At 62.8% G+C, this 22,152-nt stretch carries 26 protein-coding genes; 19 read left to right on the top strand and 7 right to left on the bottom strand.

From position 1 onward, the window contains the following. Nucleotides 1–18: 18 nt before the first annotated feature. The 3 genes from AC5ZG5_RS10115 (at nucleotide 19) to AC5ZG5_RS10105 (ending at nucleotide 4,378) form a co-directional block, all read left to right on the top strand. Nucleotides 19–453: a hypothetical protein gene (locus AC5ZG5_RS10115; protein ID WP_456641726.1), complete on the top strand. Its 435-nt coding sequence runs from the start codon at nucleotides 19–21 to the stop codon at nucleotides 451–453. 110 nt (nucleotides 454–563) lie between these two features. Next, complete coding sequence (locus tag AC5ZG5_RS10110) at nucleotides 564–797, top strand: hypothetical protein (RefSeq protein ID WP_456641725.1); 234 nt, start codon at nucleotides 564–566, stop codon at nucleotides 795–797. 254 nt (nucleotides 798–1,051) lie between these two features. Next, nucleotides 1,052–4,378, top strand: coding sequence for a DEAD/DEAH box helicase (locus AC5ZG5_RS10105; RefSeq protein WP_456641724.1), 3,327 nt, complete (start codon nucleotides 1,052–1,054; stop codon nucleotides 4,376–4,378). Between the two features lie 59 nt (nucleotides 4,379–4,437). Here the strand turns inward: AC5ZG5_RS10105 and AC5ZG5_RS10100 are convergent, their stop codons facing one another. After that, nucleotides 4,438–4,818: a tautomerase family protein gene (locus AC5ZG5_RS10100; protein WP_130226784.1), complete on the bottom strand. Its 381-nt coding sequence runs from the start codon at nucleotides 4,816–4,818 to the stop codon at nucleotides 4,438–4,440. Between the two features lie 146 nt (nucleotides 4,819–4,964). Here AC5ZG5_RS10100 and AC5ZG5_RS10095 point away from each other — a divergent pair, with 146 nt between their 5' ends. Beyond that, on the top strand, nucleotides 4,965–5,630 hold the full coding sequence (locus AC5ZG5_RS10095) for a DUF429 domain-containing protein (protein WP_130226783.1): 666 nt from the start codon (nucleotides 4,965–4,967) through the stop codon (nucleotides 5,628–5,630). A 13-nt stretch (nucleotides 5,631–5,643) separates the two neighbouring features. On the opposite strand, the gene AC5ZG5_RS10090 is transcribed toward AC5ZG5_RS10095, so the two are convergent. Genes AC5ZG5_RS10090 through AC5ZG5_RS10080 form a run of 3 tightly spaced genes read right to left on the bottom strand, consistent with a single transcriptional unit; the run spans nucleotide 5,644 to nucleotide 7,016 of the window. Then, the gene (locus AC5ZG5_RS10090; RefSeq protein WP_165421325.1) at nucleotides 5,644–5,814 is read right to left on the bottom strand and encodes a hypothetical protein; all 171 of its coding nucleotides are present in this window, start codon (nucleotides 5,812–5,814) and stop codon (nucleotides 5,644–5,646) included. A gap of 12 nt (nucleotides 5,815–5,826) precedes the next feature. Continuing rightward, the gene (locus AC5ZG5_RS10085; protein WP_028166009.1) at nucleotides 5,827–6,219 is read right to left on the bottom strand and encodes a hypothetical protein; all 393 of its coding nucleotides are present in this window, start codon (nucleotides 6,217–6,219) and stop codon (nucleotides 5,827–5,829) included. A gap of 5 nt (nucleotides 6,220–6,224) precedes the next feature. Continuing rightward, complete coding sequence (locus tag AC5ZG5_RS10080; RefSeq protein WP_028166010.1) at nucleotides 6,225–7,016, bottom strand: sterol desaturase family protein; 792 nt, start codon at nucleotides 7,014–7,016, stop codon at nucleotides 6,225–6,227. A gap of 148 nt (nucleotides 7,017–7,164) precedes the next feature. Between AC5ZG5_RS10080 and AC5ZG5_RS10075 the strand changes: the two genes are divergently transcribed. Together AC5ZG5_RS10075 and AC5ZG5_RS10070 are read left to right on the top strand one after the other, a co-directional pair. After that, nucleotides 7,165–7,488, top strand: coding sequence for a DUF6166 domain-containing protein (locus AC5ZG5_RS10075; RefSeq protein WP_130226782.1), 324 nt, complete (start codon nucleotides 7,165–7,167; stop codon nucleotides 7,486–7,488). 26 nt (nucleotides 7,489–7,514) lie between these two features. After that, nucleotides 7,515–8,624 (top strand): Zn-dependent alcohol dehydrogenase, encoded by a 1,110-nt coding sequence (locus tag AC5ZG5_RS10070; RefSeq protein WP_456641723.1) that lies wholly within the window; start codon nucleotides 7,515–7,517, stop codon nucleotides 8,622–8,624. Here AC5ZG5_RS10070 and AC5ZG5_RS10065 read toward each other — a convergent pair whose 3' ends face one another. Then, on the bottom strand, nucleotides 8,625–9,380 hold the full coding sequence (locus AC5ZG5_RS10065; RefSeq protein ID WP_208826849.1) for a GntR family transcriptional regulator: 756 nt from the start codon (nucleotides 9,378–9,380) through the stop codon (nucleotides 8,625–8,627). Between the two features lie 559 nt (nucleotides 9,381–9,939). Here AC5ZG5_RS10065 and AC5ZG5_RS10060 point away from each other — a divergent pair. The 5 genes from AC5ZG5_RS10060 (at nucleotide 9,940) to AC5ZG5_RS10040 (ending at nucleotide 13,158) form a co-directional block, all read left to right on the top strand. Next, entirely contained in the window at nucleotides 9,940–11,262 is a 1,323-nt protein-coding gene (locus AC5ZG5_RS10060; protein WP_130226779.1) for a dicarboxylate/amino acid:cation symporter, read from the top strand. A gap of 147 nt (nucleotides 11,263–11,409) precedes the next feature. Continuing rightward, a complete protein-coding gene (locus tag AC5ZG5_RS10055) occupies nucleotides 11,410–11,733 on the top strand; it encodes an ArsR/SmtB family transcription factor (RefSeq protein ID WP_028166015.1) in 324 nt (107 codons plus the stop codon). Continuing rightward, nucleotides 11,730–12,161 carry an SRPBCC family protein gene (locus AC5ZG5_RS10050; RefSeq protein WP_130226777.1) on the top strand — a complete coding sequence of 144 codons (432 nt, stop codon included), beginning with the start codon at nucleotides 11,730–11,732 and terminating at the stop codon, nucleotides 12,159–12,161. The genes AC5ZG5_RS10055 and AC5ZG5_RS10050 overlap by 4 nt, the downstream gene beginning before the upstream one ends. Nucleotides 12,162–12,179: 18 nt before the next feature. After that, nucleotides 12,180–12,704 carry a DUF1801 domain-containing protein gene (locus AC5ZG5_RS10045; protein ID WP_130226776.1) on the top strand — a complete coding sequence of 175 codons (525 nt, stop codon included), beginning with the start codon at nucleotides 12,180–12,182 and terminating at the stop codon, nucleotides 12,702–12,704. 49 nt (nucleotides 12,705–12,753) lie between these two features. Further along, nucleotides 12,754–13,158 carry a DUF1801 domain-containing protein gene (locus tag AC5ZG5_RS10040; RefSeq protein WP_456641722.1) on the top strand — a complete coding sequence of 135 codons (405 nt, stop codon included), beginning with the start codon at nucleotides 12,754–12,756 and terminating at the stop codon, nucleotides 13,156–13,158. Between the two features lie 18 nt (nucleotides 13,159–13,176). Here the strand turns inward: AC5ZG5_RS10040 and AC5ZG5_RS10035 are convergent, their stop codons facing one another. Then, nucleotides 13,177–14,718, bottom strand: coding sequence for a winged helix-turn-helix domain-containing tetratricopeptide repeat protein (locus AC5ZG5_RS10035; RefSeq protein ID WP_456641721.1), 1,542 nt, complete (start codon nucleotides 14,716–14,718; stop codon nucleotides 13,177–13,179). A gap of 156 nt (nucleotides 14,719–14,874) precedes the next feature. On the opposite strand from AC5ZG5_RS10035, the gene AC5ZG5_RS10030 reads away from it, so the two are divergent. From AC5ZG5_RS10030 to AC5ZG5_RS09995, 8 genes are all read left to right on the top strand, one after another. Next, complete coding sequence (locus AC5ZG5_RS10030) at nucleotides 14,875–15,921, top strand: alpha/beta fold hydrolase (RefSeq protein ID WP_456641720.1); 1,047 nt, start codon at nucleotides 14,875–14,877, stop codon at nucleotides 15,919–15,921. A gap of 26 nt (nucleotides 15,922–15,947) precedes the next feature. After that, the gene (locus tag AC5ZG5_RS10025; protein WP_130226772.1) at nucleotides 15,948–16,451 is read left to right on the top strand and encodes a cytochrome P460 family protein; all 504 of its coding nucleotides are present in this window, start codon (nucleotides 15,948–15,950) and stop codon (nucleotides 16,449–16,451) included. 97 nt (nucleotides 16,452–16,548) lie between these two features. Then, nucleotides 16,549–16,914 (top strand): ArsC family reductase, encoded by a 366-nt coding sequence (locus tag AC5ZG5_RS10020; RefSeq protein WP_130226771.1) that lies wholly within the window; start codon nucleotides 16,549–16,551, stop codon nucleotides 16,912–16,914. Nucleotides 16,915–16,993: 79 nt separating this feature from the next. Then, the gene (locus tag AC5ZG5_RS10015; protein WP_456641719.1) at nucleotides 16,994–17,683 is read left to right on the top strand and encodes an RNA polymerase sigma factor; all 690 of its coding nucleotides are present in this window, start codon (nucleotides 16,994–16,996) and stop codon (nucleotides 17,681–17,683) included. A 94-nt stretch (nucleotides 17,684–17,777) separates the two neighbouring features. Beyond that, nucleotides 17,778–18,296, top strand: coding sequence for a DUF4142 domain-containing protein (locus AC5ZG5_RS10010; protein WP_456641718.1), 519 nt, complete (start codon nucleotides 17,778–17,780; stop codon nucleotides 18,294–18,296). A gap of 19 nt (nucleotides 18,297–18,315) precedes the next feature. Further along, nucleotides 18,316–18,648: a cupredoxin domain-containing protein gene (locus tag AC5ZG5_RS10005; protein ID WP_456641717.1), complete on the top strand. Its 333-nt coding sequence runs from the start codon at nucleotides 18,316–18,318 to the stop codon at nucleotides 18,646–18,648. A 103-nt stretch (nucleotides 18,649–18,751) separates the two neighbouring features. Continuing rightward, nucleotides 18,752–19,669 carry a DUF427 domain-containing protein gene (locus AC5ZG5_RS10000; RefSeq protein WP_456641716.1) on the top strand — a complete coding sequence of 306 codons (918 nt, stop codon included), beginning with the start codon at nucleotides 18,752–18,754 and terminating at the stop codon, nucleotides 19,667–19,669. A gap of 33 nt (nucleotides 19,670–19,702) precedes the next feature. Continuing rightward, entirely contained in the window at nucleotides 19,703–21,463 is a 1,761-nt protein-coding gene (locus AC5ZG5_RS09995; RefSeq protein ID WP_456641715.1) for an MOSC domain-containing protein, read from the top strand. Here AC5ZG5_RS09995 and AC5ZG5_RS09990 read toward each other — a convergent pair. Continuing rightward, entirely contained in the window at nucleotides 21,428–22,063 is a 636-nt protein-coding gene (locus AC5ZG5_RS09990; RefSeq protein ID WP_456641714.1) for a TMEM175 family protein, read from the bottom strand. The two genes, AC5ZG5_RS09995 and AC5ZG5_RS09990, sit on opposite strands and share 36 nt — an antisense overlap. Between the last annotated feature and the right edge of the window lie 89 nt (nucleotides 22,064–22,152).

The raw sequence follows: 22,152 nt of genomic DNA, 5'->3' as shown, positions 1-22,152 counted from the left end.
TGTAGCCATGTCCCGTCCGTGGCGGACGATCTTCAGCCGGACAGCGCCGCGTCATCTGACACGAAGTCCTCGGGCGATCCGGCCGACATTGTCGATCTCTCCGGTCGCGCGAAGCAGGTTTTGGCCCAGTCAAAAATAGATCAGGTCGCGGCCGACAGGCTGTCGACCCTGGACCAATCGCTGAGAGCGGCGGGCAAGCCGCAGCCGCTGCATTCTTCGTCCGACAAGGCACAACCGTCCTCTTCAGGCGGCAAGCCAGTCAGCTTCGAAGAACTCGCAGGGATTTCGCTGACCAGCACCACCGAAGTGACGGTGACCGCCGGCAACCGCAATGCGGCCTCGACTGACGCGAATGGCGACGCGCCGCCGTCCGGCACGATCCTCCAGAAGCGCAGCTTCTCGGAGACGTTCTCCTCAATGGCTTCCACGTCACTGCCACGGGCAACGCACTGACCAACAACAGCGACGTCCAGATTTACGGCCCCGATGGCTCCAGCGCATCGTCGACGCTGTTCGGCGGTTCCGCCGGAGTTGGCAGCGGCGGCACGGGAAAACAATACACGATGGTATCGAGCGCGAAGGTCGGCAACCGCCAGATATTCACCTTCGCCATGAACAGCGCCGCCGTGTCGGCAACCGCGGCGCAGAATGCGAGCGGAAGCGCGGTGCAGGCCACGGCGGCCGTGAAATCCAGTATCGTGACATTCGTCGTCGACTTCAACACCGGCAAGATCTCGGCGATGGAAGCGGATGCCTCCGCCGCTGCGACCTGGAGCGCAGTTCAGAGAACGGCGTGAGAAACGCACGGCTTCCCACGACAGGGGGCGAGAGGCGGGAACCGACCGCGATGGTACTCCTTTCCAAGCAAGTCTCGACTCACCAAAATTTCTGTTGAAAAGAACCGGACTTCGCAATGAACCGGCGCGGTGGGGCTCGGCCGCGCCAGGCAAATTTGCACCACGACTTCGGCGCATTACTATGACCAAGCTGTTCGGGCGGGAGTGATTGCGAAAAGTCACGGATCCCGCTCGTTATTGCCGGATCACAGCAAATGTCTGTAGTCGAGGATTTTGGTCAGGTGCTCCCGGATGTCGTGAAGACAAAGGACATCTACAGCTTCTTCAGCCGTTCTGCATTTGAGAAGGGCTACGCCTATCAGGCCCAAGGGCGCGTCACGGGATTGGAAATCAGCGACGACCTCACGCGCATTCGCAGCAAGGTACGTGGAGGTGAGCCCAGCCCTTATCGTGTCGACATCGAGCTCGAATTCGACCATGGGCGTCTAATCGACCTCGACGGCACGTGCAGTTGTCCGATCGGAGCCAATTGCAAGCATGTCGTGGCGACGATGCTCCAGGCGCTGAGCGGTGTATTGCCGTCCGAGCAGAAAACGGACATCGGCAAGACGCCCGTCCGCTCCGTGTCGATTCTGCCTTACGATGTCACCGCATGGCTCGACAGTATCGGCGCCGCCGTGCGCGGCGACGATTATCCCGTCGATGTGACGCATCGGTTGCTCTACTGCCTGCAGCCCGCTCAAGCGGGCACGCAAATGCCGTTGCTGGGAGTGTCGCTACTCTCGGTCCAGATGCGCAAGGACGGGACGTTCGGGAGCAGTCCCACGCGTCCGAACATTTCCAGTTTCTCGGCCGAACGTGCACCGAAGTATTTTCGCGATACCGACATCGACATTCTGATGCGGCTCACGAGAGAGCGAGGGGCGTACTATCACCCACCTCGGTTGCAATCCCTCGCGCTCCTGCAGCAAATCATCGCGACCGGACGTGCGTTCTGGCGCGATCACAAGGGGCGGCCGCTACAGTGGGGCGAGGCGCGCGAGGGGCGCATCGATTGGCAGCAGGCCAGCAAGCAAGGAGTTTCCCCGCAACTGACCGTGCCGGGAGCGACGGCCCTCAACGCCGAGCCGCCGGTTTATATGGATGAGGCCGCAGGCGTGATCGGCCCGGTCCAACTGGGCCTGCCGCCTCGACTTTCCTATCAGCTCTTGTCGGCGCCCGTCATCCCGCGCGCGCAAGTTGCGGAAGTGGCGCGCCGCCTCGGCGAGAGATTGCCGCAGCTTCATCGTGGCCTGTTGCCGGGAACGCCGGCAGCGGCGGTGAAGATCGACGACGATCCGATTCCGATCCTGCGGCTTAAGCGGGGACGCGAGGGCCCAAGTGCCCACTTTTTCCACGACAGGCCCGAACGGACCGCGGTTGCCCATCTCAGTTTCCGCTACGGCCCGATCGAGATCGAGCCCAGGGAAAGGGAAAATCCGCTCGAAGCATTTCAGGCCGGCGAGGTCTACACGATCACACGGCGGCGGTCGAAGGAGAAAGGCACGCGCAAGCGGCTGTCAGAGTTCGATTTCCGCGAAGCGAAATTGATCCACCCGTTTCTCGATGCCGGTCATGTCGACGATCTGACGTTCGGGGAGCCTCACGCCTGGCTCGATTTTCTCGAGTTCGGCGTTTCCGAATTGCGCGCGGAAGGCTTCGATGTGCTGGTCGATGATGATTTTCCGTATCGGCTGGTGCAGTCGCAGGGCGTCTTCGATGCCGAATTGGAATCCAGCGGTATCGACTGGTTCGAGTTGGCGCTCGGCGTCGAAATCGACGGCGAGCGACGCGATCTGGCGCCGGTCCTGGCCGCCCTGGTTGCGACACCGAATTTCACGCCCGATCGGATCAAGCAGCTCGCCGAGGCAGGGGACCACTTCTATCTTCCGCTTGCCGACGGCCGCCACCTGTCGCTCGCGGCAGATCGCTTCCTGCCGCTCGTGCTTGCGCTTCATAGCCTCAGTTTGAGCGGCCTTTTCGGTGACACATCCGGAAAGATCAGGCTCTCGCGCGCGGATGTCGTGCCGCTGCTGGCGCTTGAAAATGGCGAATTTGCTTTCCGCGGCGCCGACAGTCTTCGGCGCCTCGCCAATCTGCTTCGGGATCGCGAATTGTCGAATCCGCCGTTGCCCGCAAATTTTCGCGCTGAACTGCGGACGTACCAGGCGCAGGGGTTGGGCTGGCTCGACTTGCTGCGCGAGAGCGGTCTTGGCGGTGTGCTGGCCGACGACATGGGGCTCGGCAAGACCGTCCAGATAGTGGCGCTGTTGTCGCTGGAGAAGGCGCGCGGTCATCTCAGCGAGCCCGCCCTTGTCGTTGCGCCGACCAGCCTGATGACGAACTGGTTCAACGAAGCGCAGAAGTTCGCGCCGGATTTGAGGGTGCTCGTGCTTCACGGTTCGGATCGCAAGCAGAGCTTCGCCGCCATTGCGGACCATGATCTTGTCCTGACTACCTATCCGCTGATTGCGCGGGATCACGATGTCCTGTTGTCTCGCGATTGGCACATGGCCGTGCTGGACGAGGCGCAGACGATCAAGAATCCCAATGCCGCGACCACCCGCTGGTTGCGCGGCGTCAAAGCGCGGCATCGCTTCTGCCTGACCGGGACGCCGGTGGAAAATCATCTCGGCGAGCTCTGGTCCATCATGAGCTTTGCCAATCCGGGATATCTTGGCGACAAGGCGGATTTCAGCCGGCGCTGGCGCATCCCGATCGAGAAGCGCACGGATACGCGACGCGCAGCAGCGCTGGCGCAGCGCGTGAAACCATTTCTCTTGCGCCGGACCAAGGCGGAGGTGGTTAAGGAATTGCCGGCCAAGAGCGAGATCGTCGAGCGCATCGCATTGGAAGGCAGTCAGCGTGACCTCTACGATTCCATTCGCCTGTCGATGTCGGACAAGGTCCGTAAGGCGATCCAGGAGCGCGGCCTGGCCAAGAGCCACATCATCGTTCTCGAAGCGCTGCTCAGGCTGCGCCAGGCCTGCTGCGATCCGGCGCTGCTGAAGCTCGACGATCGCGCCAAGCGCCCATCGGCCAAGCTTGAGCGGCTGATGGAAATGGTTGTCGAACTCCTGAGCGAGGGCCGGAAGATCATCGTCTTCTCGCAGTTCACCTCGATGATCGACCTGATCAGGGGCAGGTTCGATGCGGAAGCTATCCGCTACAGCGTCCTGACCGGACAAACGACCAATCGCAAGCGCGCGATCGAAGCGTTCCAGGACGGCAACAGCGATGTCTTCCTCATCAGCCTGAAGGCCGGAGGCGTCGGGCTCAACCTGACGGCGGCCGATACGGTGGTCATCTTCGATCCCTGGTGGAATCCGGCGGTCGAGGAACAGGCGATCGATCGCGCTCATCGTATCGGCCAGGACAAGCCAGTTTTCATCTATCGGCTGGTGGCATCGGGTACGATCGAGGAGAAGATGGACGAGCTCAAGGCGCGGAAGCGCGCCTTGGCCGACAGCCTGTTCGATCGCGAGGGACGCATCGGCGCGGCACTCACCGAAGAGGACGTGCGTGCGCTGTTCGAGGAATAGCGAAACGGGGCGGGTGCAAGGCCGAACAGGAAAGACTGTCTGACGACGACGCGGTCGTGTCAGCTCGCGTATTGAGCGATGCCGTTGCCGAACGACCAGTTTTCCTTCTTGACCTCGACGAGGTTGATAAAGATGTCTTCACGGCGTAGCCCGAGCGCGGTGTGCAGGCCGTCGGCGATCGCCTTGTAGAGCGCCTGCTTCTGCGCGGTGGTACGGCCTTCGTTCCAGGTGATCTGGATGATCACGAGATCGTTGGTGCGGTGGATGCCGAGATAATCGGGATCGAACAGGAAGCCATCTGCGTCATGCTCGCTGAGGAGCTGGAACCGGTCCTTCTCCGGCACGCCGACACTGATGAGTGCGTCATATACGATGCGGCCAATTTCCTGCCGGAACGCCGCGTCCTTGCCCTTGCGAAGATCGATGCGAACGAGGGGCATGTCCGTCTCCTGTTATCCGATGCGACTTCGTCGCGTCCGCCGCGGCGATCGTCTGCAGATGCTCGCAATTACATTAGCTGCATATGCTGGTATTGAAGATCAAGAGTTGCATCGTAGAATGTAACCGCAACAAACAAGGAGCGGACGTGTCCTGCTATCTCGGTCTCGACGGCTTTCGCGGCGGCTGGGTGGTGGCCTGGATCGACGATCAGGGCAGTCACGGCTTCGACTATTCGCCGCGCCTGGATCGGCTTCTCGCGGCCGCGCACAAGCGCGCCATGATCGACATGCCGATTGGCCTGACGATGAGGGGGCACCGGACCTGCGATCTGCGTGCCCGCGAACTGGTCGGCGCTTCGGTGTTTCTCGGCGCGCGGCGCAATCTTTGGGAGTTTGCGGACCAGGCTTCGGCGAATCGGTACTACTGGCATCACGAGGGCCCGGGCATGGGCGTGTCCTGCCAGCTCTGGAACATCAGGGACAAGATCAGGGAGGTCGACGATTTCATCACGCCGAAGCGTCAGGCAACCATCGGCGAGGCACATCCGGAACTGATCTTCCGAAATCTCGGCAAGCAGATCCGTCTGGATGGCAAGAAGTCGGAGCGAGGCCGCGAGCAGCGCTTGAAACTGTTGGCCGAGCGGGGCTTCGTCAAGCTTTCAAGCTGGCTGGCGCAACGTCGCGGCACCGGGATCGGACGCGATGATCTGATCGATGCCTGTGCCTGCGCGGCGGCAGCCCGCGACAGCAACGCGCGGCTCGGCGGCGATGAGATCGACGTTCGCGGCCTGCGAATGGAGATCAACTACTGAGAAACCAAGCGCTTCACTTCCGCGTAACCTCCGGGAAGATCCACATCGCGATCACCATGAACGGAGCGAGCACCATGATCGCGATCTTCGGACCATGCTGCCCGATCGAGTCCTGGTAGAAATAGGCAGCGCAAGCGACGAGCAGCACGATGATCGATAGGGCTGTCTTGATCGGGAAGGGCATCGGCACACTCCTCTATGAGGCGGTAAACCCCTGCAGCGGGGAGAGCATCAGCGCGAGCGCGGCGATCTGGACTAGGCCAAGGACGGCGAGCCCGCTGCGGCTGTCGCGCCACGCACCCGGAATGACCTGAAACACCGCGGGAATGAACAGGAAGATCAGGCCGCCGAACACCACGACGGAGGTCCAGCGCAGCATCTCGTGTGCGAACAAGATCACACCCGCGAGCAGGATCACGAGTAACGCGAGATTGGCGAGCACGAGCACCCCGCCGGCGGCGCCCGCGATCGATTGCGGCCTGGCACTTGGCGGAAACATGCCGACCAGCGTGAAGAAGCTGAGGCAGCAGGCTGCGAAGGCTGCCGCGAACAGCACCAGCGCGAGGCCATTCGGCTCGATGCCGGCCATGGTGGTCACTCCGCCGGCACGGAGCTTACGGCCGGATCTATCCGCGGGGTACGCGCGGTCTTGCGCATGTTGCGCTTGACGAAGCGCGTCTCGTAGCCGTTGAAGAGATGACCGAGCAGGCCGCGATCGAGATCGGACGTGCCGAACAGCCAGTCCATGATCGGGAAGGTGAGGTTCATGTTACGCTCCATCATGATCGATTGGTCGTGATGGGCGGTGTGATGACGGCGGATGGTGTTCACCATCGGCACGTTGCGGACGAACCAGTTCTCCTCGACATGGCAGCAGAAATGCATGAACTCATAGATCAGGTACATCGACGTCGTCGTCGCGATCAGGAGCCATCCGACATTGGCCGAGATGAGATAGCCGGCGACAATCGCGAGCGGGATCGACATCAGGGTGAAGGTCGCGAGGGCGTAAGGCGGGAAGAAGGTCACGCGCCAATCATGATGGTCGGCGAAGCGCATCTCCTGATCGGTGAAGAACTGGTGATGCATCAAGGTGTGGCGGTTATAGATCGCGCGGAACGCCTTGATCTGCGAGGGGCGGTGCATCACGTAGCGGTGGATCCACCACTCGAAGAAATTCGCGCCCAGGAAAGTCACGGGGACGATCAGCAATTCCCATGCGCGCAGGTCGCGGACATTGGCGAGGTAGATGTAGAGTGCGGTGAAGCCGATCACGTAGATGATGAAGACGTGCAGCCAGCCATTGTACCAGCCGGCGACCCGCTCGCGATAAGTTTCACGGTAGCGGCGTTGTCGATCCGACATGGCGGTTGATGCGAGTTCCATGGCCGACCTCCCGATGTCGAACTTGGATGACATTTGAATTAGCGTGTGATATATCACTAATCTATCATTGCTGCAAGATCCGGAAAAGTGGAAACCGGTTTTCCGAAAGGATCATGCTAAGACTCTGAGGTGTCGGGAGGAACCACGCATGAAAAGGTTTTGCGGAGACCGCACTATCGATGGAGTCGTGGTCACGGTGGATGGCCGGCCGCTCGATCAGAGGCTCGATCTGCACCGCTACACCGCGAACGGTTTTGAATGGAGCTACGAGGGGGAGGAGCCGCGACAACTGGCGCTGGCGATCCTGGCCGAGCACTTGAACGATGACGCCACGGCAAAATCGCTGGTCGAGCCGTTCATGAAGGCGGTGGTTGCCAATTTCGGCAACGAGTGGGAAATGAGTTCCGCCGATATTGACGCAGCGCTGGCGGCGCTGCGGAAAGACAGTGGTGCTTTTCGGGCCGCATCCTGAAACAGGGCAGGGCGGGAGATCTGGAAGTGGGGCTCAAATACAAGGCGGCGGTGCTGCACGCGCCGAAATCGCCGCTCGTCATCGAGACGGTCGGGGCGGGCGAACTCGCGGCCGACGACGTGCTCGTCCGCGTCAAGGCGGTGGGGCTTTGCCATACAGATCTCGAAGTGATCGAAGGCAGCCTGCGCAATCCGATGCCGATCCTGCTCGGTCATGAAGCATCCGGCGTCGTCGAGCAGGTCGGGCCGAATGCGCGCGGCGTCGCGGTCGGCGACCACGTCGTCCTCTCCTGGAATCCGCATTGCGGGCATTGCTTCTATTGCGATCGCGACCTGCCGATCCTCTGCGAATCCTACCTGGGACAGGCGCCGCTCGCGGTGCAATTCGACGGACGCAGTCGCGCCAGGCTGGGCGACGGGCGTGAGCTCAAACATTTGATGTATCTCGGCGCGCTCGCTGAATACTGCATCGTGCCGGCGCAACAGGCGATCGTGGTGCCGAAGGAGCTTGCCTTCGATCAAGCCTGCCTGATCGGTTGCGGCGTCATGACCGGCGTGGGCGCCGCGCTCAATGTCGCGTCCATCCACTACGGCGACAGCGTGATGGTGATCGGATGCGGCGCGGTCGGCCTTGCGGCCGTGCAAGGCGCGCGTATGGCCGGCGCCGGCATCGTCATTGCCGTCGATCTCGACGACAACAAACTCGATCTGGCCAAGCAGCTCGGGGCAACGCACGCGATCAACGCCGCCAAAGAGGACGTGATCGATCTCTCGCGTCAATTGACCGATGGCCGCGGCGTCGACGTCGTTCTGGAGTCGGCCGGCAGTGCGCGTGCGTTTCGGATGACGAGTGAGGCGGTGCGGCCGGGCGGCGAGGTCATCTGGCTCGGCAAGATCGATGTCGCGCAGGACGTCGCGTTTCGATGGGGTTCCTTGATGCAGGAAAAGCGCATGCGGCGCTCGAGCTATGGCGGCGCGCGGCCGCTGCGCGACTTTCCGATGCTGGCGCAGGCCGCACTCGACGGCCGCCTCAAGCTGGATCAGTTGATCACCGCGCGCATCTCGCTCGAAGATGTCAACGCGGGTTTCGAGGCGCTGCGACGCGGCGCTGCGATCCGCAGCGTCGTGATGTTGTGATCACGTCTCGATGGTCTTGCGGGTGAAGCTTTCGATGTAGTCGAGCAGGCGATCGGACGCTTTCGCTGCGGCTTCCGGATCGCGTGCGGCGATCCGCTCGGCGACGTCGGCGTGCAGGCGCGCCGACAGCGGCAGGTCGCCGACTTCCCGGTAGTGCTGGTACCAGAAGCGTCGGGACAGGCCGTGCATCAGGCCCATGGCGCGGGAGGCGAACTCGTTTCTCGCGGCCTGGCTGACCAGCTCGTTGAAGGCGCGATCGAGCCGCATGAAGGTCATGTCGTCGGCCTCATCCGAGGCGCGACGCATGTCCCCGGCAATGGTCGTAAACTGAGCGATTTCCTCCGGCGTTGCGCGCTCGGCAGCGCCGCGCGCCATCAGCCGCTCGAGCTCGCGGCGTACCTCCAGCAGACGCATCTGAGTCCTGAGGTTGATCTGCGACACCAGGATGCCCCGTCGCGGCAGGATGACGACGAGGCCGTCGCGGGCCAGCCGCTGCAGCGCCTCCCGGATCGGGGTGCGGCCGATGCCCAGTTTCGCCGCCAGCGACTGTTCCGACAGGATAGTCTCGGGCGGCAAGGCAAGGGTAACGATCAGTTCCTCGAGTTGCCGATAGGCGCGGTCGGTCAACGTCGCCTGATCGCGCTCGTCGCGTTCGAGGTCGACGCTACGCGGCACGTCGCGCGAGTCTGGCTCGCTCTTCCTGGACCTGGCAGTCTTGCTGGTGCGGGCTCGTGGGGTTCGCCTGTCCGCGGCCATCTGCCGTGATTCTCCCTTTGCTCGTCACGACGATATTTCACGCGTGACGAAGAGGGTCAATCGGGCGTCGGTGTGGCCATCGTGGCCGCGATGCGTTCGATCAATGCGAGATGCTTTCGAGCGTTCGACCGTTGGCTTTCTGGCCCAGCGGGAGCACGACAGGGGCGATCGCGGACGTCTATGAGGTCGATGTCGCGACGTCCGCGCGTGGAGGGCGGATTGCTTCGCGGCGCTCTCAATGACGACGGAGAAGGCGCGCGCTCACATCTATCCCTCAGCCTGAGGAGGCCGCTCCGCGGCCCGTCCCGAAGGCCGAGGCCACCGGCGGGGCCTCATCCTTCGAGACGCACGAAGGCGCGCTCCTTAAGGATGAGGGTCTGGCAGCAGTGCCGTCGAGGCCTTTCGGGTTTTCTTGAAAGATTGTGCTCGCGCAACGTGCTAGGCTAGCGACGTTAGGGTCGACTATTCCGCAAAGCAGCATGAACAGGAACGTGCATTGTTCGCGGCGCTACCTCATCCATGATGGCGTCATCCTGATCCCTCCATCCGCGGAGCCTCCATGACAGCAGAAGCGATCCGCCCCGCCGCCCATCACCATCCCTGGTACAAGGTCCTCTACATCCAGGTCCTGATCGCGATCGCGCTTGGCATCCTGCTCGGCCATTTCTATCCCGGTCTCGGCAAGGAGATGAAGCCGCTCGGTGACGGCTTCATCGCGCTGATCAAGATGATGATTGCGCCGGTGATCTTCTGCACCGTCGTGCACGGCATCTCCTCGATGGGCGACCTCAAGCGCGTCGGTCGCGTCGGCCTGAAGGCTCTGATCTATTTCGAGACCGTCTCGACCGTGGCGCTGGCGGTCGGCCTCATCGTCGGCAGGACCCTGCAGCCCGGGAGCGGCTTCAACATCGATCCGTCCTCAATCGATGCCAAATCGGTCGCGACCTACGTGACCAAGGCGAAAGAGGAGGGGATCGTTGCCCATCTGATGGCGATCATTCCCGACAGCTTCTTCGGCGCGCTGGCGCGCGGCGACCTCCTGCAGGTGCTGTTGATCTCGATTCTATCAGGCTTTGCCATCGCCTTCATGGGCAAGGCCGGCGAGCCGATCGCCTATGCGATCGACCAGGCCGCCAAAGTGTTCTTCGGTGTGATCCGCATCATCGTGCGTGTCGCGCCGCTCGGCGCGTTCGGTGCGATGGCGTTCACCGTCGGCGCCTACGGGCTGGGCTCGCTCTGGAATCTGGTGGCGCTGATCGGCACCTTCTATTTGACCAGCGCGCTGTTCGTCCTGATCGTGCTCGGCTCGATCGCGCGGCTCTCGGGATTCTCGATCATCCGCTTCATCGGCTACATCAAGGACGAGCTGTTGATCGTGCTCGGCACCTCGTCGTCGGAGACGGTGTTGCCGCAGATGATCCAGAAGATGGAGCATCTCGGTGCCTCGCGCCCGGTGGTCGGCCTCGTCATCCCGACCGGCTACAGCTTCAATCTCGACGGCACCAACATCTACATGACGCTGGCGACGCTGTTCCTGGCACAGGCGACCAACACGCCTCTGACGATCTGGCAGGAACTCGGCATTCTGGGCATCGCCATGATCACCTCAAAGGGGGCGTCCGGCGTCACCGGGGCGGGCTTCATTACGCTGGCGGCAACCTTGTCCATCGTGCCTGACATCCCGATCCAGTCGCTCGCCATCCTCGTCGGCATCGACAAGTTCATGAGCGAGTGCCGCGCGCTCACCAATTTGATCGGCAACGGCGTCGCCTGCGTCGTCATCAGTCTCTCGGAGGGCGAGCTCGACAAGGCGAAGCTGCACGAGACCATGGCAAACCCCCTCGAACTCGGCGAGGCGCTCGAGCCGGGCGGGGGCTCGTAGCGACGCCATAATGCATAACCAGCCGGATATAGTAAAAAGCGTGTGGCACGCTTGCTATGGCCGGCGGCCGCTCCACGTGCCCCGCTTGACTGACGCATATCTCGCCGGTTATAGATCGATCAATAGCCAACGGGTTATCGATCCCAAATGCCAAACGCTCACGATGAGCTCTTCAGGGCGCTCGCCGATCCGACCCGGCGGGCCATCTTTGAGCGATTGTGCCGCGAGGGAGAGCAGACGGTCGGCGCTCTGACGGCTCTGGCCGGGGTCTCGCAACCGGCCGTCTCGAAGCACCTTGTCGTTCTGAAGCATGCGGGACTCGTGCGCGACCGCCACGAAGGCCGCCAGACGCACTACAGCGCGCAGCTCGGCGCGTTAGCCCCGCTGATCGACTGGACCAGCCAGATGGCCGGCTTCTGGCAAAGCCGGTTCGACCACCTCGAAGATCTGCTCAAAAGGATGGACCAATGACCAACATTGCGACCGAAACGCGCTCCGTCATTGTCGAACGCGAGATACCTCATCCGCCGGAAAAGATCTGGCGCGCGCTCACGCAACCGCATCTGATCGAGGAATGGCTGATGAAGAACGACTTCAAGGCAGTCGTGGGTCACCGTTTCAATCTTCGCGGCGAGTGGGGCGGTGTGCTGGACTGCGAGGTCCTCGCGATCGAGCCGAACAAGGCGCTGTCCTACACCTGGAATTTTGTGCACGACGATGCAGCCTTCAACCTGAAGAGCGTGGTGACCTTCACGCTCACGCCAACGAGCACGGGCACTCATCTGCGTATGGAGCAATCGGGCTTCCGTCCCGATCAGAAGCAGGCCTACGGCGGCGCCAACGCCGGGTGGCAGCAGTTCTTTGCGAATCTGGAGCAGGTGTTGGGGCGGACAGAGTGAGCTCTGCGGGTGAACACAATGGCCAACAGGACGTCCAGCAAGTCAACGAAAGTTGCGAGAAAGGCGGCCAAGCCGGGCGCGGCGAAAGCGGCCAAACCGCGCAAGGCGGCGGCCCCGACGTTGCAGTCCGGCAAGGACGCAAAGCCTGTTCTCCTCACAGGAGGCAACCCACAGATCGCGAAGGCGGACGGCGACGCCCCGGTGCAGGCCTACATCGCCGCCATGCCGGGGTGGAAAAGCGATGTCGGACGCCGCCTCGATGCGTTGATCGTGCGCACCGTCCCCGGCGTGCGCAAGGCGGTCAAATGGAACTCTCCGTTTTATGGCGTCGAGGGCCAGGGCTGGTTCCTCGGCATCCATTGCTTCACGAAGTACGTCAAGGTGGCTTTCTTTCGCGGCAGGTCATTGCGTCCTGTTCCGCCTGGCGAGTCCAAGAGCAAGGACACGCGCTACCTCGACATTCATGAAGACGACGAACTCGACGAAGCGCAGTTCGCCGCCTGGGTGAAGCAAGCCAGCGAAATGCCCGGCGAATGGATGTGAGCGGCGGGTGCGAGGACGAACGATAGCGGACAAGAAGGCTACAGCCACCATGAAGAAAAGCGGCTCGAAGGAAGCAGACTCTCCTTCTCGGCTGATAGATGCGAGGATCGAGGAGCTGGGTGACTGGCGGGGCGAGACGCTTGCTCGCGTCCGAAATCTCATCAAGCAGGCCGACCCCGAAGTGATCGAGGAGTGGAAGTGGAGAGGGGTTCCAGTGTGGGAGCACGGTGGGATCATCTGCACCGGCGAGACCTATAAGAGCGTCGTCAAGATGACCTTCGCCAAGGGCGCCTCATTGGAGGACCCTTCAGGCCTCTTCAACTCCAGCCTCGAAGGCAACACCAGGCGTGCGATCGACATCCATGAGGGCGACAAGATCAACGAAGCGGCGTTGAAGGCGCTCATTCGCGCCGCCGTGGCGCTGAACCTCTCTAAGAAACCAAAGAGGGCTTGAGGAGTCAGCGCAGACGCATCATTCCGGCACGCCGGCCGCCCGCAGCGCCTCGGCATAGGTTTGCGCCATGGGCTCGACCGGGAAGGGGATTCGGGACAGGAATCCCGCGATCGAAAATTCCGGTTCGACCTTCAGCAATTCCCGAGCGACCTGCGCTGCGCGGTCGCGCTGGCCGGTCTTCACCAGCGCCACCGTGAGGACGCGCAGCGCCACCGCAAAGCGGCGGTTCTGCGCCAGCGCTTTTTCCGCCCAGGTAATCGCTTCAGGGAAATTCTCGTCCAAAACGGCGCAGATCGCGAGCGCTCCGGAAGCGAACCAGCCGCGCGGGTCGCGGGGATTGAGCCGCTGCGCCCGCTCGATCATGGCGCGGCCGGCGCCCTGATTGCCGCGCATCGCCTCGATCCAGCCGCCGAGCGTGAGCGCCATCGCGGAATTCGGGTTGATCGCAAGCGAGCGGCTGAACAATTCGCGCGCCGGCTCAATTTCGTCGGCCATGTTCCAGATCGCGAACGCGGCCATCCACAACACCTGCGCATCGTTCGGCGCCAGCTCGACCGCGCGCCAGGCCAGCGTGACGGCCTTGCTGCGATATTGCTCGTCCGGCCCGATCCAGCCCTGGAAATGGCGCAGCGCATGGCAATAGGCGGATGCCGCCATTGCCGGCGCGTAGGCGGAATCGATCGCGAGCGCCTGGTCGAGGCAATCGATCGCCGCCGCAATGCTGTCAGCGGTGAACTCATAACGCAGACTGTAGGCGCGCAGCAGCAGGTCGTAGGCGTCGAGCTGGCTTGGGGGAGAGGACCTGCGGCGCTCCGCTTCGGCGAGATGCAGCGTCGGCTCGATTGCGGCCACCACGCTTTCGGTGATGCGGTCCTGCAGGTCGAACACTTCGCTGGCGTCGCCGTCGAAGCGGTCGGCCCAGAGATGGACGGCCGAATTCGCATCGATGAGCTGGCCCGTGATCCGCAACCGATCGCCACCGCGGCGAACGCTGCCTTCCAGCACGTAGCCGACGCCGAGCTCGCGGCCGACCTGGCGGATATCGACCGCCTTGCCCTTGTAGGTGAAGGAGGAGTTTCTCGCGATCACGGATAGTCCGCTGCAGCGCGACAGCGCCGTGATGATATCCTCGGCGACCCCGTCGGCAAAATACTCCTGTTCGGGATCGCCGCTCATATTGGTGAACGGGAGCACCGCGATCGACGGGCCTTCGAAGGCGGCAACCGGCAGGCTCGTGCTCTCGTCGGCGGCTTGCTCGCGGACCTCGCCGACGAAACGAATGCCCTTGCGGGGGAGCGTGCGGATCAGCCGCTGCTCATCGCCATTGTCGCCGATCGCCGCGCGTGCGGCGTTTAGCCGGCTACTCAGCGTTGCCTCCGAGACGATCCGTCCGTGCCAGACGGCGGCTAGCAGGTCGTCGCGGCTGACGACACGCTCGCGTGAACGGATCAGGAATTCCAACAGATCGAACACCTGCGGCTCGACGGCGACGAGCCCATCGTCCCGGCGCAGCTCGCGGCGGTCGGTATCCAGAACGAAGTCGTTGAAATGATAGAGCAATTTATAGGGCCTGCCGGCTGTGACGGGAGTCGCAGCGAACCTAGCACAAGGCGGCTGAGGCAAAAATCAAAGCCATCTGAAGGATAAATCCAGATAGTCTCCAAGCGCTCACGGTCGGGAGGGGGCAAAAGGTCGCCAGTTCGAAACGGAGATCGCATGTCCCAGGATATCAACCAGAGCCGCCGCCGCTTCTTCGGCGTTGCCGCCGGAACCTTCGCCGCCGCCCAGTTCGGCCTGATCGGATCCGCCTATGCGCAGGGCGCCAAGAAGGTGGCGCTGCCCGCGGCGCGGCCGGGGGCGCATACGTCGTTCGGCCCGTTGAAGCAGATCGACGCCGGCCTCCTCAATGTCAGCTATGCCGAGGCAGGGCCTGCTGGTGGTCCCGTGGTGATCCTGCTGCACGGCTGGCCTTACGACATCTACAGCTATGTCGACGTCGCGCCGCTACTGGCATCCGCCGGCTATCGCGTGATCATCCCTTATCTGCGCGGCTATGGCCCCACGCGTTTCCTGTCCGATGCGACGTTGCGAAACGGCCAGCCGGCGGCGCTCGCGGTCGACATCGTGGCGCTGATGGATGCGCTCAAGATCGAGAAGGCGACGCTTGCCGGCTACGACTGGGGCGCGCGCACGGCCAACATCATCGCCGCGCTCTGGCCCGAGCGCTGCAAGGCGATGGTCTCCGTCAGCGGCTACCTGATCGGCAGCCAGGAGGCCGGCAAGATGCCGCTGCCGCCGAAGGCTGAACTGCAATGGTGGTACCAGTTCTATTTTGCCACCGAGCGCGGGCAGCAGGGCTACGACAAGTACCGGCACGACTTCGCCAGGCTGATCTGGCAGCTCGCTTCGCCGAAGTGGAATTTCGACGACGCCACCTTCGAGCGCAGCGCGGTCGCCTTCGACAATTCCGATCACGTCCGCATCGTCATCCATAACTACCGCTGGCGGCTCGACCTCGCCCAAGGCGAAGCGAAATACGACGATCTGGAGAAGAAGCTGGCGACATTCCCTGTTATCACGGTGCCGACCATCACCATGGAAGGCGATGCCAACGGCGCGCCGCATCCGGAGCCGAGCGCATACGCCAAAAAATTCTCCGGCAAGTACGAGCACCGCCTCATCACCGGCGGCATCGGCCACAATCTGCCGCAGGAGGCCCCGCAGGCCTTCGCGCAGGCCGTCATCGATGTCGATAACGCCTGATCGAACAGCAACACGGTATCAAACTGATGCGACAGAATCTGAAATGGGCCCTGGCGGCTCTCATGGTGGCGTGCGCCACGACGGCAGTGCCCTTCGCCGCCAGCCTTGCCGACGATGGGGCGTCGCCGATCTTCGGCGTCAGGATTCCCGAAGGCTATCGCGACTGGAAGCTGATCGCGGTCGGACAGGAGGTCGGCCTCGATGAACTGCGGGGCGTCCTCGGCAATGCCACCGCGGTCAAGGCCAGCAAGGGTGGCACGCTGCCGTTTCCGGACGGCACGACCTTCGTCAAGCTAGCCTGGAAGCATGTCCCGGTCGAAGGCCTCGACGGCGCCTTCATCACCGGCTCGCCCACGACCGTCCAGATCATGGTCAAGGACTCCGCCAAATACGCCTCCACCGGCGGCTGGGGCTTTGGCCGGTTCATCGACGGCAAGCCCGTGGACGAGGCCCAGCACAGGACCTGCTTCGCCTGCCACGAAGCCCATGCGAAGGATCACGATTTCGTCTTCACGCGATATGGACGCTGAGAACTCCGGGGGGAATTCACAGGAGGCGTGCTGCTCAATCTGGCGCAACAGCCGTTGCGAAGCTACTTTCTCGCGGCAACGCTTGCGAGGAACGGCTTTGAGCATCACCATCTACGGCATCAAGAATTGCGACACCATGAAGAAGGCGCGCGCGTGGCTCGACGGCCATGGGGTCGCCTATGATTTCCACGACTACAAGGCGGCCGGCATCGCCAAGGACAAGCTGAAGCAATGGAGCGACGAGGTCGGCTGGGAAACGCTGCTCAACCGGGCCGGCACCACATTCAAGAAATTGCCCGACGCCGACAAGGAAGGCCTGAACGAGCGCAAGGCCCTGGCGCTGATGGCGGCGCAGCCGTCGATGATCAAACGGCCGGTGCTGGACCTCGGCGGCAAGCTCCTAGTCGGCTTCAAGGAGGAGGTCTACGCCAAGGAAGTGAAGTCGCGCGGCCGCAAGGGGTAGGGCGGGGGCGATTTTCGGGAACCTCTGCGCCTCGGCCGCATCTAATTCTGGTATCCGCTGGAATGAAGGCGAGAACGCCATGCAATCGGCCACCACACCCAAGTCTGCGCCGGCTGCGGCCGGCGACGTCGAACTCGTCAAGCGCGCATTGGCGCGCGACGAGGCCGCCGTTCGCGCCATCCTTAAAGCCAACAATCGCAGGCTCTATCGGCTGGCGCGCGGCATCCTGCGCAACGACAGCGAGGCCGAGGACGTCGTCCAGGAAGCCTATGTCCGGGCCTTCACGCATCTTGCCGATTTCCGCGGCGAGTCCAGCCTGTCAACATGGCTGTCGCGGATCACGATGAACGAGGCGCTGGGACGGCTGCGCCGCGAGCGGCCCGGGGTCGAAATTTCGTCACTGCCGCAAGGCGCGCTGGAAGCGCAGATCATCCAGTTTCCCCTGATGTCCACTGCAGACGATCCTGAAAAATCCATGGCTCAGCGCGAAATCCACAGAGTTGTCGAGGCCGCCATCGACGAACTGCCGGAGGCGTTTCGCCTCGTCTTCATCACGCGCGTGGTTGAGGGCATGAATGTCGGGGAGACCGCCGAGCTTCTTGACCTGAGGCCTGAGACGGTGAAGACGCGGCTGCACCGCGCCCGCGCCATGCTGCGCGACAATGTCGAGAAGAAGATTGGTCCTGTCATCATGGAGATGTTCCCGTTCGCCGGCCGCCGCTGCGACCGGCTGACCGAAGCCGTGCTGCAACGGCTCGACTACATCTGAAGAATTTTGGGAACCTCGCCCACCGATCGCCATCCAACTCCTGTGCAAGCGAAATGCGCCGTCGGGAACCCGAGGCGCCACAGGAGGACCAGATATGTTCGCTCAATTGGGAGCGGCGATCGCCGCGGTGATGTTGTTGAGCAGCCCAGCGCTTGCCGAAAGCAAGCTCACCGATCCACAGATCGCCCACGTCGCGTACACCGCCGGCAATATCGACATCGCGGCGGCCAAGCAGGCGCTGACGAAGGCCAGCAACAAGGACGTCAAGGCGTTCGCGGAAGACATGGTGCGCGACCATGAGGCCGTGAACAAGCAAGCGCTCGACCTCGTCAAGAAGCTCAAGGTCACGCCCGAAGACAACGACACCAGCAAGGCATTGTCGAAGCAGGCGGCCGACAAGCTCGCCGAGCTCGGCAAGCTCCACGGCGCCGCCTTCGACAAGGCCTACATCGCCAACGAGGTCGCCTATCACAAGACCGTCGACAGCGCGCTGGAAACGAAGTTGATCCCATCGGCCAGCAACCCCGAACTGAAGAGCTTGCTGCAGACCGGCTTGAAGATCTTTCAGGGCCACGAGCAGCACGCCGAGCATGTCGCCGCAGAGCTGAAATAACCTTGTAGGGGAGCTGCCCATGCAGCCCGGACGCCTCTGTCTGATCGCCGGCGTGCTTTCCCTTGCGGCGATGGCGCTCCCCGCGCATGCCGCGACGATCACGATCGTGATGGAGAATCTGGTGGTCTCGCCGGCCGAGGCCACGGCCAAGCTCGGCGATACCATCGAATGGGTGAACAAGGACGTGGTCGCGCACACCGCGACCGCGAAGAACGGCGATTTCGACGTGACGATACCGCCGAGGAAGACCGTGACTTACGTCCTGAAGAAGGCGGGCACGGTCGACTACTACTGCCGCTTCCATCCCAACATGAAGGCGATACTGAAGATTGCCAGTGAGCCGTCGCCTTGATCGGCAGGAGGCTCATGGAACCTTGCTGCAGGTCTCCATTCCAGGGTAGATATACTTCCGGACGTCAACCGGCCTCGATCATCAACCCTTGAGGGAGAGAGCAGTGGGACTGTCCTGGCAACAAGGTCCGCTCTCAACGGGAGCATTTGGCCGGTTCCTCGTGCCCGAACCGCTGCCGAAGCGATTGTTATACGTAGAGCGTTTGCGCCGGCGCATGCGCGTCCGCTTCGGGGAAACATGGATCGCTGACAGCGAGCATGTCCTGCTGCTCTTCGAACCGGGCCGCTATCCGGTAGCCTACTTCCCGGAGGCCGACGTTTCTCCGCACGTCCTGGAGCGCACCGAACATACCACGGAGCACCCCGATCTCGGGCCCACGTCCTGGTACAGCGTCCGGGCGGACCAGCAACACATCGCGCCGCGAGGAGCGTGGCAGCACACCGGTCTGCCCGCCCACGCAAGCGAACTGCAGGCACGCGTCGCGTTTGCCTGGCGCGCCATGGATGCCTTCTACGAAGAAGACGAACGAATCCTGGGTCACGCCGCCGATCCCTACCACCGCATCGACATTCGTCAGGCCTCTCGTAACCTCGTGGTCCGTCACGGTGACCGGATCATTGCAGATACCAAGCGGCCGGTGGTTCTCTACGAGTCCGGCTTCGCCGCGCGCTGGTACGTTCCACGCGCTGATATCGATGAGGCCGCTCTCGCTCCGGTGAAACTCCAGACCTTCTGCCCGTACAAAGGACTGTGCAGCTACTACAGCATCGGTGACGCACGCCAGGCGGCCTGGTTCTATCCTGATGCCTATCCCGAGGTGCGCCGCATCTCCAACCTGGTGTCGTTCGAACCTGATCTCGTCACGGTCCATCTCGATAGGCACCAGCTCAATCTTGAGCCTGGTCAGACGGTGGTTCCGCATGGTCCCGATCGCAACCTCGACGTGGCCGAGGTGGTCCGTCCTGCAAACGGCCATGAGCGGTCACCCGATGGCGGGCCTCCAGCGGCTGCGGGTGGCTAGAAAACTCCGGTCCCTGGCAAAGCGGAGCGGGACATGGCGCGATTACTATCGGTGAACGTCGGGCTTCCGCGCGATATCGAGTGGAAAGGGCGCACTGTACACACCGGGATCTGGAAAGGCCCGGTGCATGGCCGCTGTCGGGCAGGCCGGTTGAATCTGGATGGCGACGGTCAAGGGGATCTGAGCGGCCACGGAGGCGAGCAGCGAGCCGTCTTCGTCTACCAGATCGAATCGTATCGCTACTGGCAGGAGCAGCTGAACAGGACTGACTTCGTCCACGGACAGTTCGGGGAAAATTTCACGATCGAAGGGCTGTCCGACGATGCCGTTTGCATCGGCGATCGTTACCGGATCGGCACTGCGCTGTTCGAGGTCACTCAGCCTCGCGTGACCTGCTATCGCGTCGGCATTCGGATGAACGAGCCACGAATGCCGGCATTGCTGACATCCAGCGGACGGCCGGGGTTCTACTTCCGCGTCCTAAGGGAAGGGGAGGTGGGTGCCGGCGATGAAATCGTGAAGGTGGGCGAGGCGAGCGAGCGAATGACCGTCGCCGAGATCAATGCGCTGCTCTATTCGCCCGATCACGCGCGTGACCGATTGGAGCGCGCCTTGCGCATCGAGGCGCTTTCGCCTGGATGGCGATCGTCGTTTGAGGCATTGCTGCAGAGCCAAACGACTGCTGCGGGGAGCGGAAACGCGGGGCTCGCGCCGGCAGCAGCTTTGCATCCGGTTGCACCGGGATTTCGGCCACTCGCCGTGGCGGCGATCGATCAGGAGTCCGCGGACGTCCTCTCGCTGTCGATGCAGGATCCGCATGGTCAGCCGCTGCAACCGGCCTTGCCAGGTCAGTACCTCGTCTTACGTCTTCGACCGACCGACGGCCCGCCACTCTTTCGCAGCTACTCCCTCTCGGGTCCTCTCTCGACGGAGCGCTATCGGATCAGCGTAAAGATCGAGCCGAATGGGGTGGCCGGAACCTACCTGCGGAAGCATCTCCAGGTGGGCGATGTGCTCGACGTCAGCTCGCCGCGTGGAAGCTTCATTCTGCAGTCCGGGGAGCGGCCCGTGGTGTTGCTCAGCGCGGGAATCGGAGCGACGCCTGTTCTGGCGATGCTGCACGCGCTGGCGGAGGCCCGCTCGACACGGCAAGTCGTGTGGCTGCACGCGGCTCGCGACCGACAGCATCATCCATTTGCCGCCGAAGTCCGCCGCCTCATGCTCGGGCTCACCCGCGGCCGCAGCTATGTTAGCTACAGCAGACCGGGCTCGGGCGATAAGATCGGCGAGGACTTCGACGCGACCGGTCATCTGTCGCAATCGATCTTTGACGAGGTCGGCGTTCCGCGAGAGGCGGAGGTCTACCTCTGCGGCCCGGCCCGGTTCATGGCGGACATGAAAACCGCGCTCGCGTCATTTGGCGTGCCGCCGGAGCGCCTTCACGTCGAAATTTTCAATGGCAGCGAGTCGATGACTCCCGGCATCGTCGGCGCACCGATGCGTGCGCCTCATCCACCGGAGGACGACGCCAACACCGGTCCGCTGGTATCGTTCGCGCGAAGCGGCGTTGCCGCACACTGGAAAGCGTCGGCGTATCAGAGCATCTTGGAGCTGGCCGAGGCGTGCAACGTGCCGGTTCGTTGGTCGTGCCGGACCGGTGTTTGTCATAACTGTGAAAGCGGCCTGGTTTCAGGCGCGGTCGCCTATGGACCGGAACCGCTCGATAAGCCTGCTGATGGCAACGTTCTGGTTTGCTGCTCACGACCGATCGGCGATGTCGTTGTCGATTTGTGAGTCCGCGGTTCCATCGCGCTGCTGCTGAGCCCAAGGCGGTTCTGGACTGAGATAACCGATGAGGCAGCAGATGCAAAGTCCAAGGCCGACGAGCGGATATCTCAACGCCACAACGGTCGCCACACCGAAGAGGCACAATGTCGCCAGCGACCGCACGAGCATGATCCTGCGTACCTTTGGCGGGATCTTCCCGTCGGGCGTTCGATCGATCAGCTCCCAGATCAGCGCGATATAGGTCGCGTTCACCACGAAGAACACGGCCGCGTAGAAGGCCACCGGCTCCGGCGCGAGTTTGCTCACTGCCATCCAGGCAGTGGAGAGGGGAAGCAGCGACATCGAAAACAGGTGCGCGAAATTGAACCACAACAGGCTCGGCGTGGCCTCATCGGCGTAGCGCATCAGGTAGTGGTGATTGGCCCAGACAATGGCGATGAAGAGGTAACTGACGGCATAGCTTAGCCAGGTCGGCCAGAGAGCCAGCAACGCCTCGAAAGTGGGCCGCTCCGGCGGTCTCAATTCCAAGACCAGCACTGTGATGAGCACGGCGAACACGCCGTCCGAGAACGTGCTCAGTCGCTCCGGTGTCGCTCTACGCAGCACGCTCGCGCCCTCCGATCTCGCGAAGGGGGCGAGGTTTGCAGAGTGAAGTATTTGCGTCAATCGGCCGGCGGACGCTAGGGCGCTGGTAT

This window comes from Bradyrhizobium sp. Ses1 (assembly GCF_059512365.1).
This window is presented reverse-complemented; position numbering and strand designations above follow the sequence as displayed.

Bases quoted from the DNA above. Each gene is read 5' to 3' on its own strand.
- AC5ZG5_RS10110 (WP_456641725.1), top strand. From the start codon at position 564: ATGGTATCGAGCGCGAAGGTCGGCAACCGCCAGATATTCACCTTCGCC.
- AC5ZG5_RS10065 (WP_208826849.1), bottom strand. From the start codon at position 9,380: ATGGCCGCGGACAGGCGAACCCCACGAGCCCGCACCAGCAAGACTGCC.
- AC5ZG5_RS10090 (WP_165421325.1), bottom strand. From the start codon at position 5,814: ATGCCCTTCCCGATCAAGACAGCCCTATCGATCATCGTGCTGCTCGTC.
- AC5ZG5_RS10005 (WP_456641717.1), top strand. From the start codon at position 18,316: ATGCAGCCCGGACGCCTCTGTCTGATCGCCGGCGTGCTTTCCCTTGCG.
- AC5ZG5_RS10055 (WP_028166015.1), top strand. From the start codon at position 11,410: ATGCCAAACGCTCACGATGAGCTCTTCAGGGCGCTCGCCGATCCGACC.
- AC5ZG5_RS10085 (WP_028166009.1), bottom strand. From the start codon at position 6,219: ATGGCCGGCATCGAGCCGAATGGCCTCGCGCTGGTGCTGTTCGCGGCA.
- AC5ZG5_RS10045 (WP_130226776.1), top strand. From the start codon at position 12,180: ATGGCCAACAGGACGTCCAGCAAGTCAACGAAAGTTGCGAGAAAGGCG.
- AC5ZG5_RS10105 (WP_456641724.1), top strand. From the start codon at position 1,052: ATGTCTGTAGTCGAGGATTTTGGTCAGGTGCTCCCGGATGTCGTGAAG.
- AC5ZG5_RS10010 (WP_456641718.1), top strand. From the start codon at position 17,778: ATGTTCGCTCAATTGGGAGCGGCGATCGCCGCGGTGATGTTGTTGAGC.
- AC5ZG5_RS10040 (WP_456641722.1), top strand. From the start codon at position 12,754: ATGAAGAAAAGCGGCTCGAAGGAAGCAGACTCTCCTTCTCGGCTGATA.
- AC5ZG5_RS10060 (WP_130226779.1), top strand. From the start codon at position 9,940: ATGACAGCAGAAGCGATCCGCCCCGCCGCCCATCACCATCCCTGGTAC.
- AC5ZG5_RS10050 (WP_130226777.1), top strand. From the start codon at position 11,730: ATGACCAACATTGCGACCGAAACGCGCTCCGTCATTGTCGAACGCGAG.
- AC5ZG5_RS09995 (WP_456641715.1), top strand. From the start codon at position 19,703: ATGGCGCGATTACTATCGGTGAACGTCGGGCTTCCGCGCGATATCGAG.
- AC5ZG5_RS10025 (WP_130226772.1), top strand. From the start codon at position 15,948: ATGCGACAGAATCTGAAATGGGCCCTGGCGGCTCTCATGGTGGCGTGC.
- AC5ZG5_RS10100 (WP_130226784.1), bottom strand. From the start codon at position 4,818: ATGCCCCTCGTTCGCATCGATCTTCGCAAGGGCAAGGACGCGGCGTTC.
- AC5ZG5_RS10075 (WP_130226782.1), top strand. From the start codon at position 7,165: ATGAAAAGGTTTTGCGGAGACCGCACTATCGATGGAGTCGTGGTCACG.
- AC5ZG5_RS10080 (WP_028166010.1), bottom strand. From the start codon at position 7,016: ATGGAACTCGCATCAACCGCCATGTCGGATCGACAACGCCGCTACCGT.
- AC5ZG5_RS10030 (WP_456641720.1), top strand. From the start codon at position 14,875: ATGTCCCAGGATATCAACCAGAGCCGCCGCCGCTTCTTCGGCGTTGCC.
- AC5ZG5_RS10015 (WP_456641719.1), top strand. From the start codon at position 16,994: ATGCAATCGGCCACCACACCCAAGTCTGCGCCGGCTGCGGCCGGCGAC.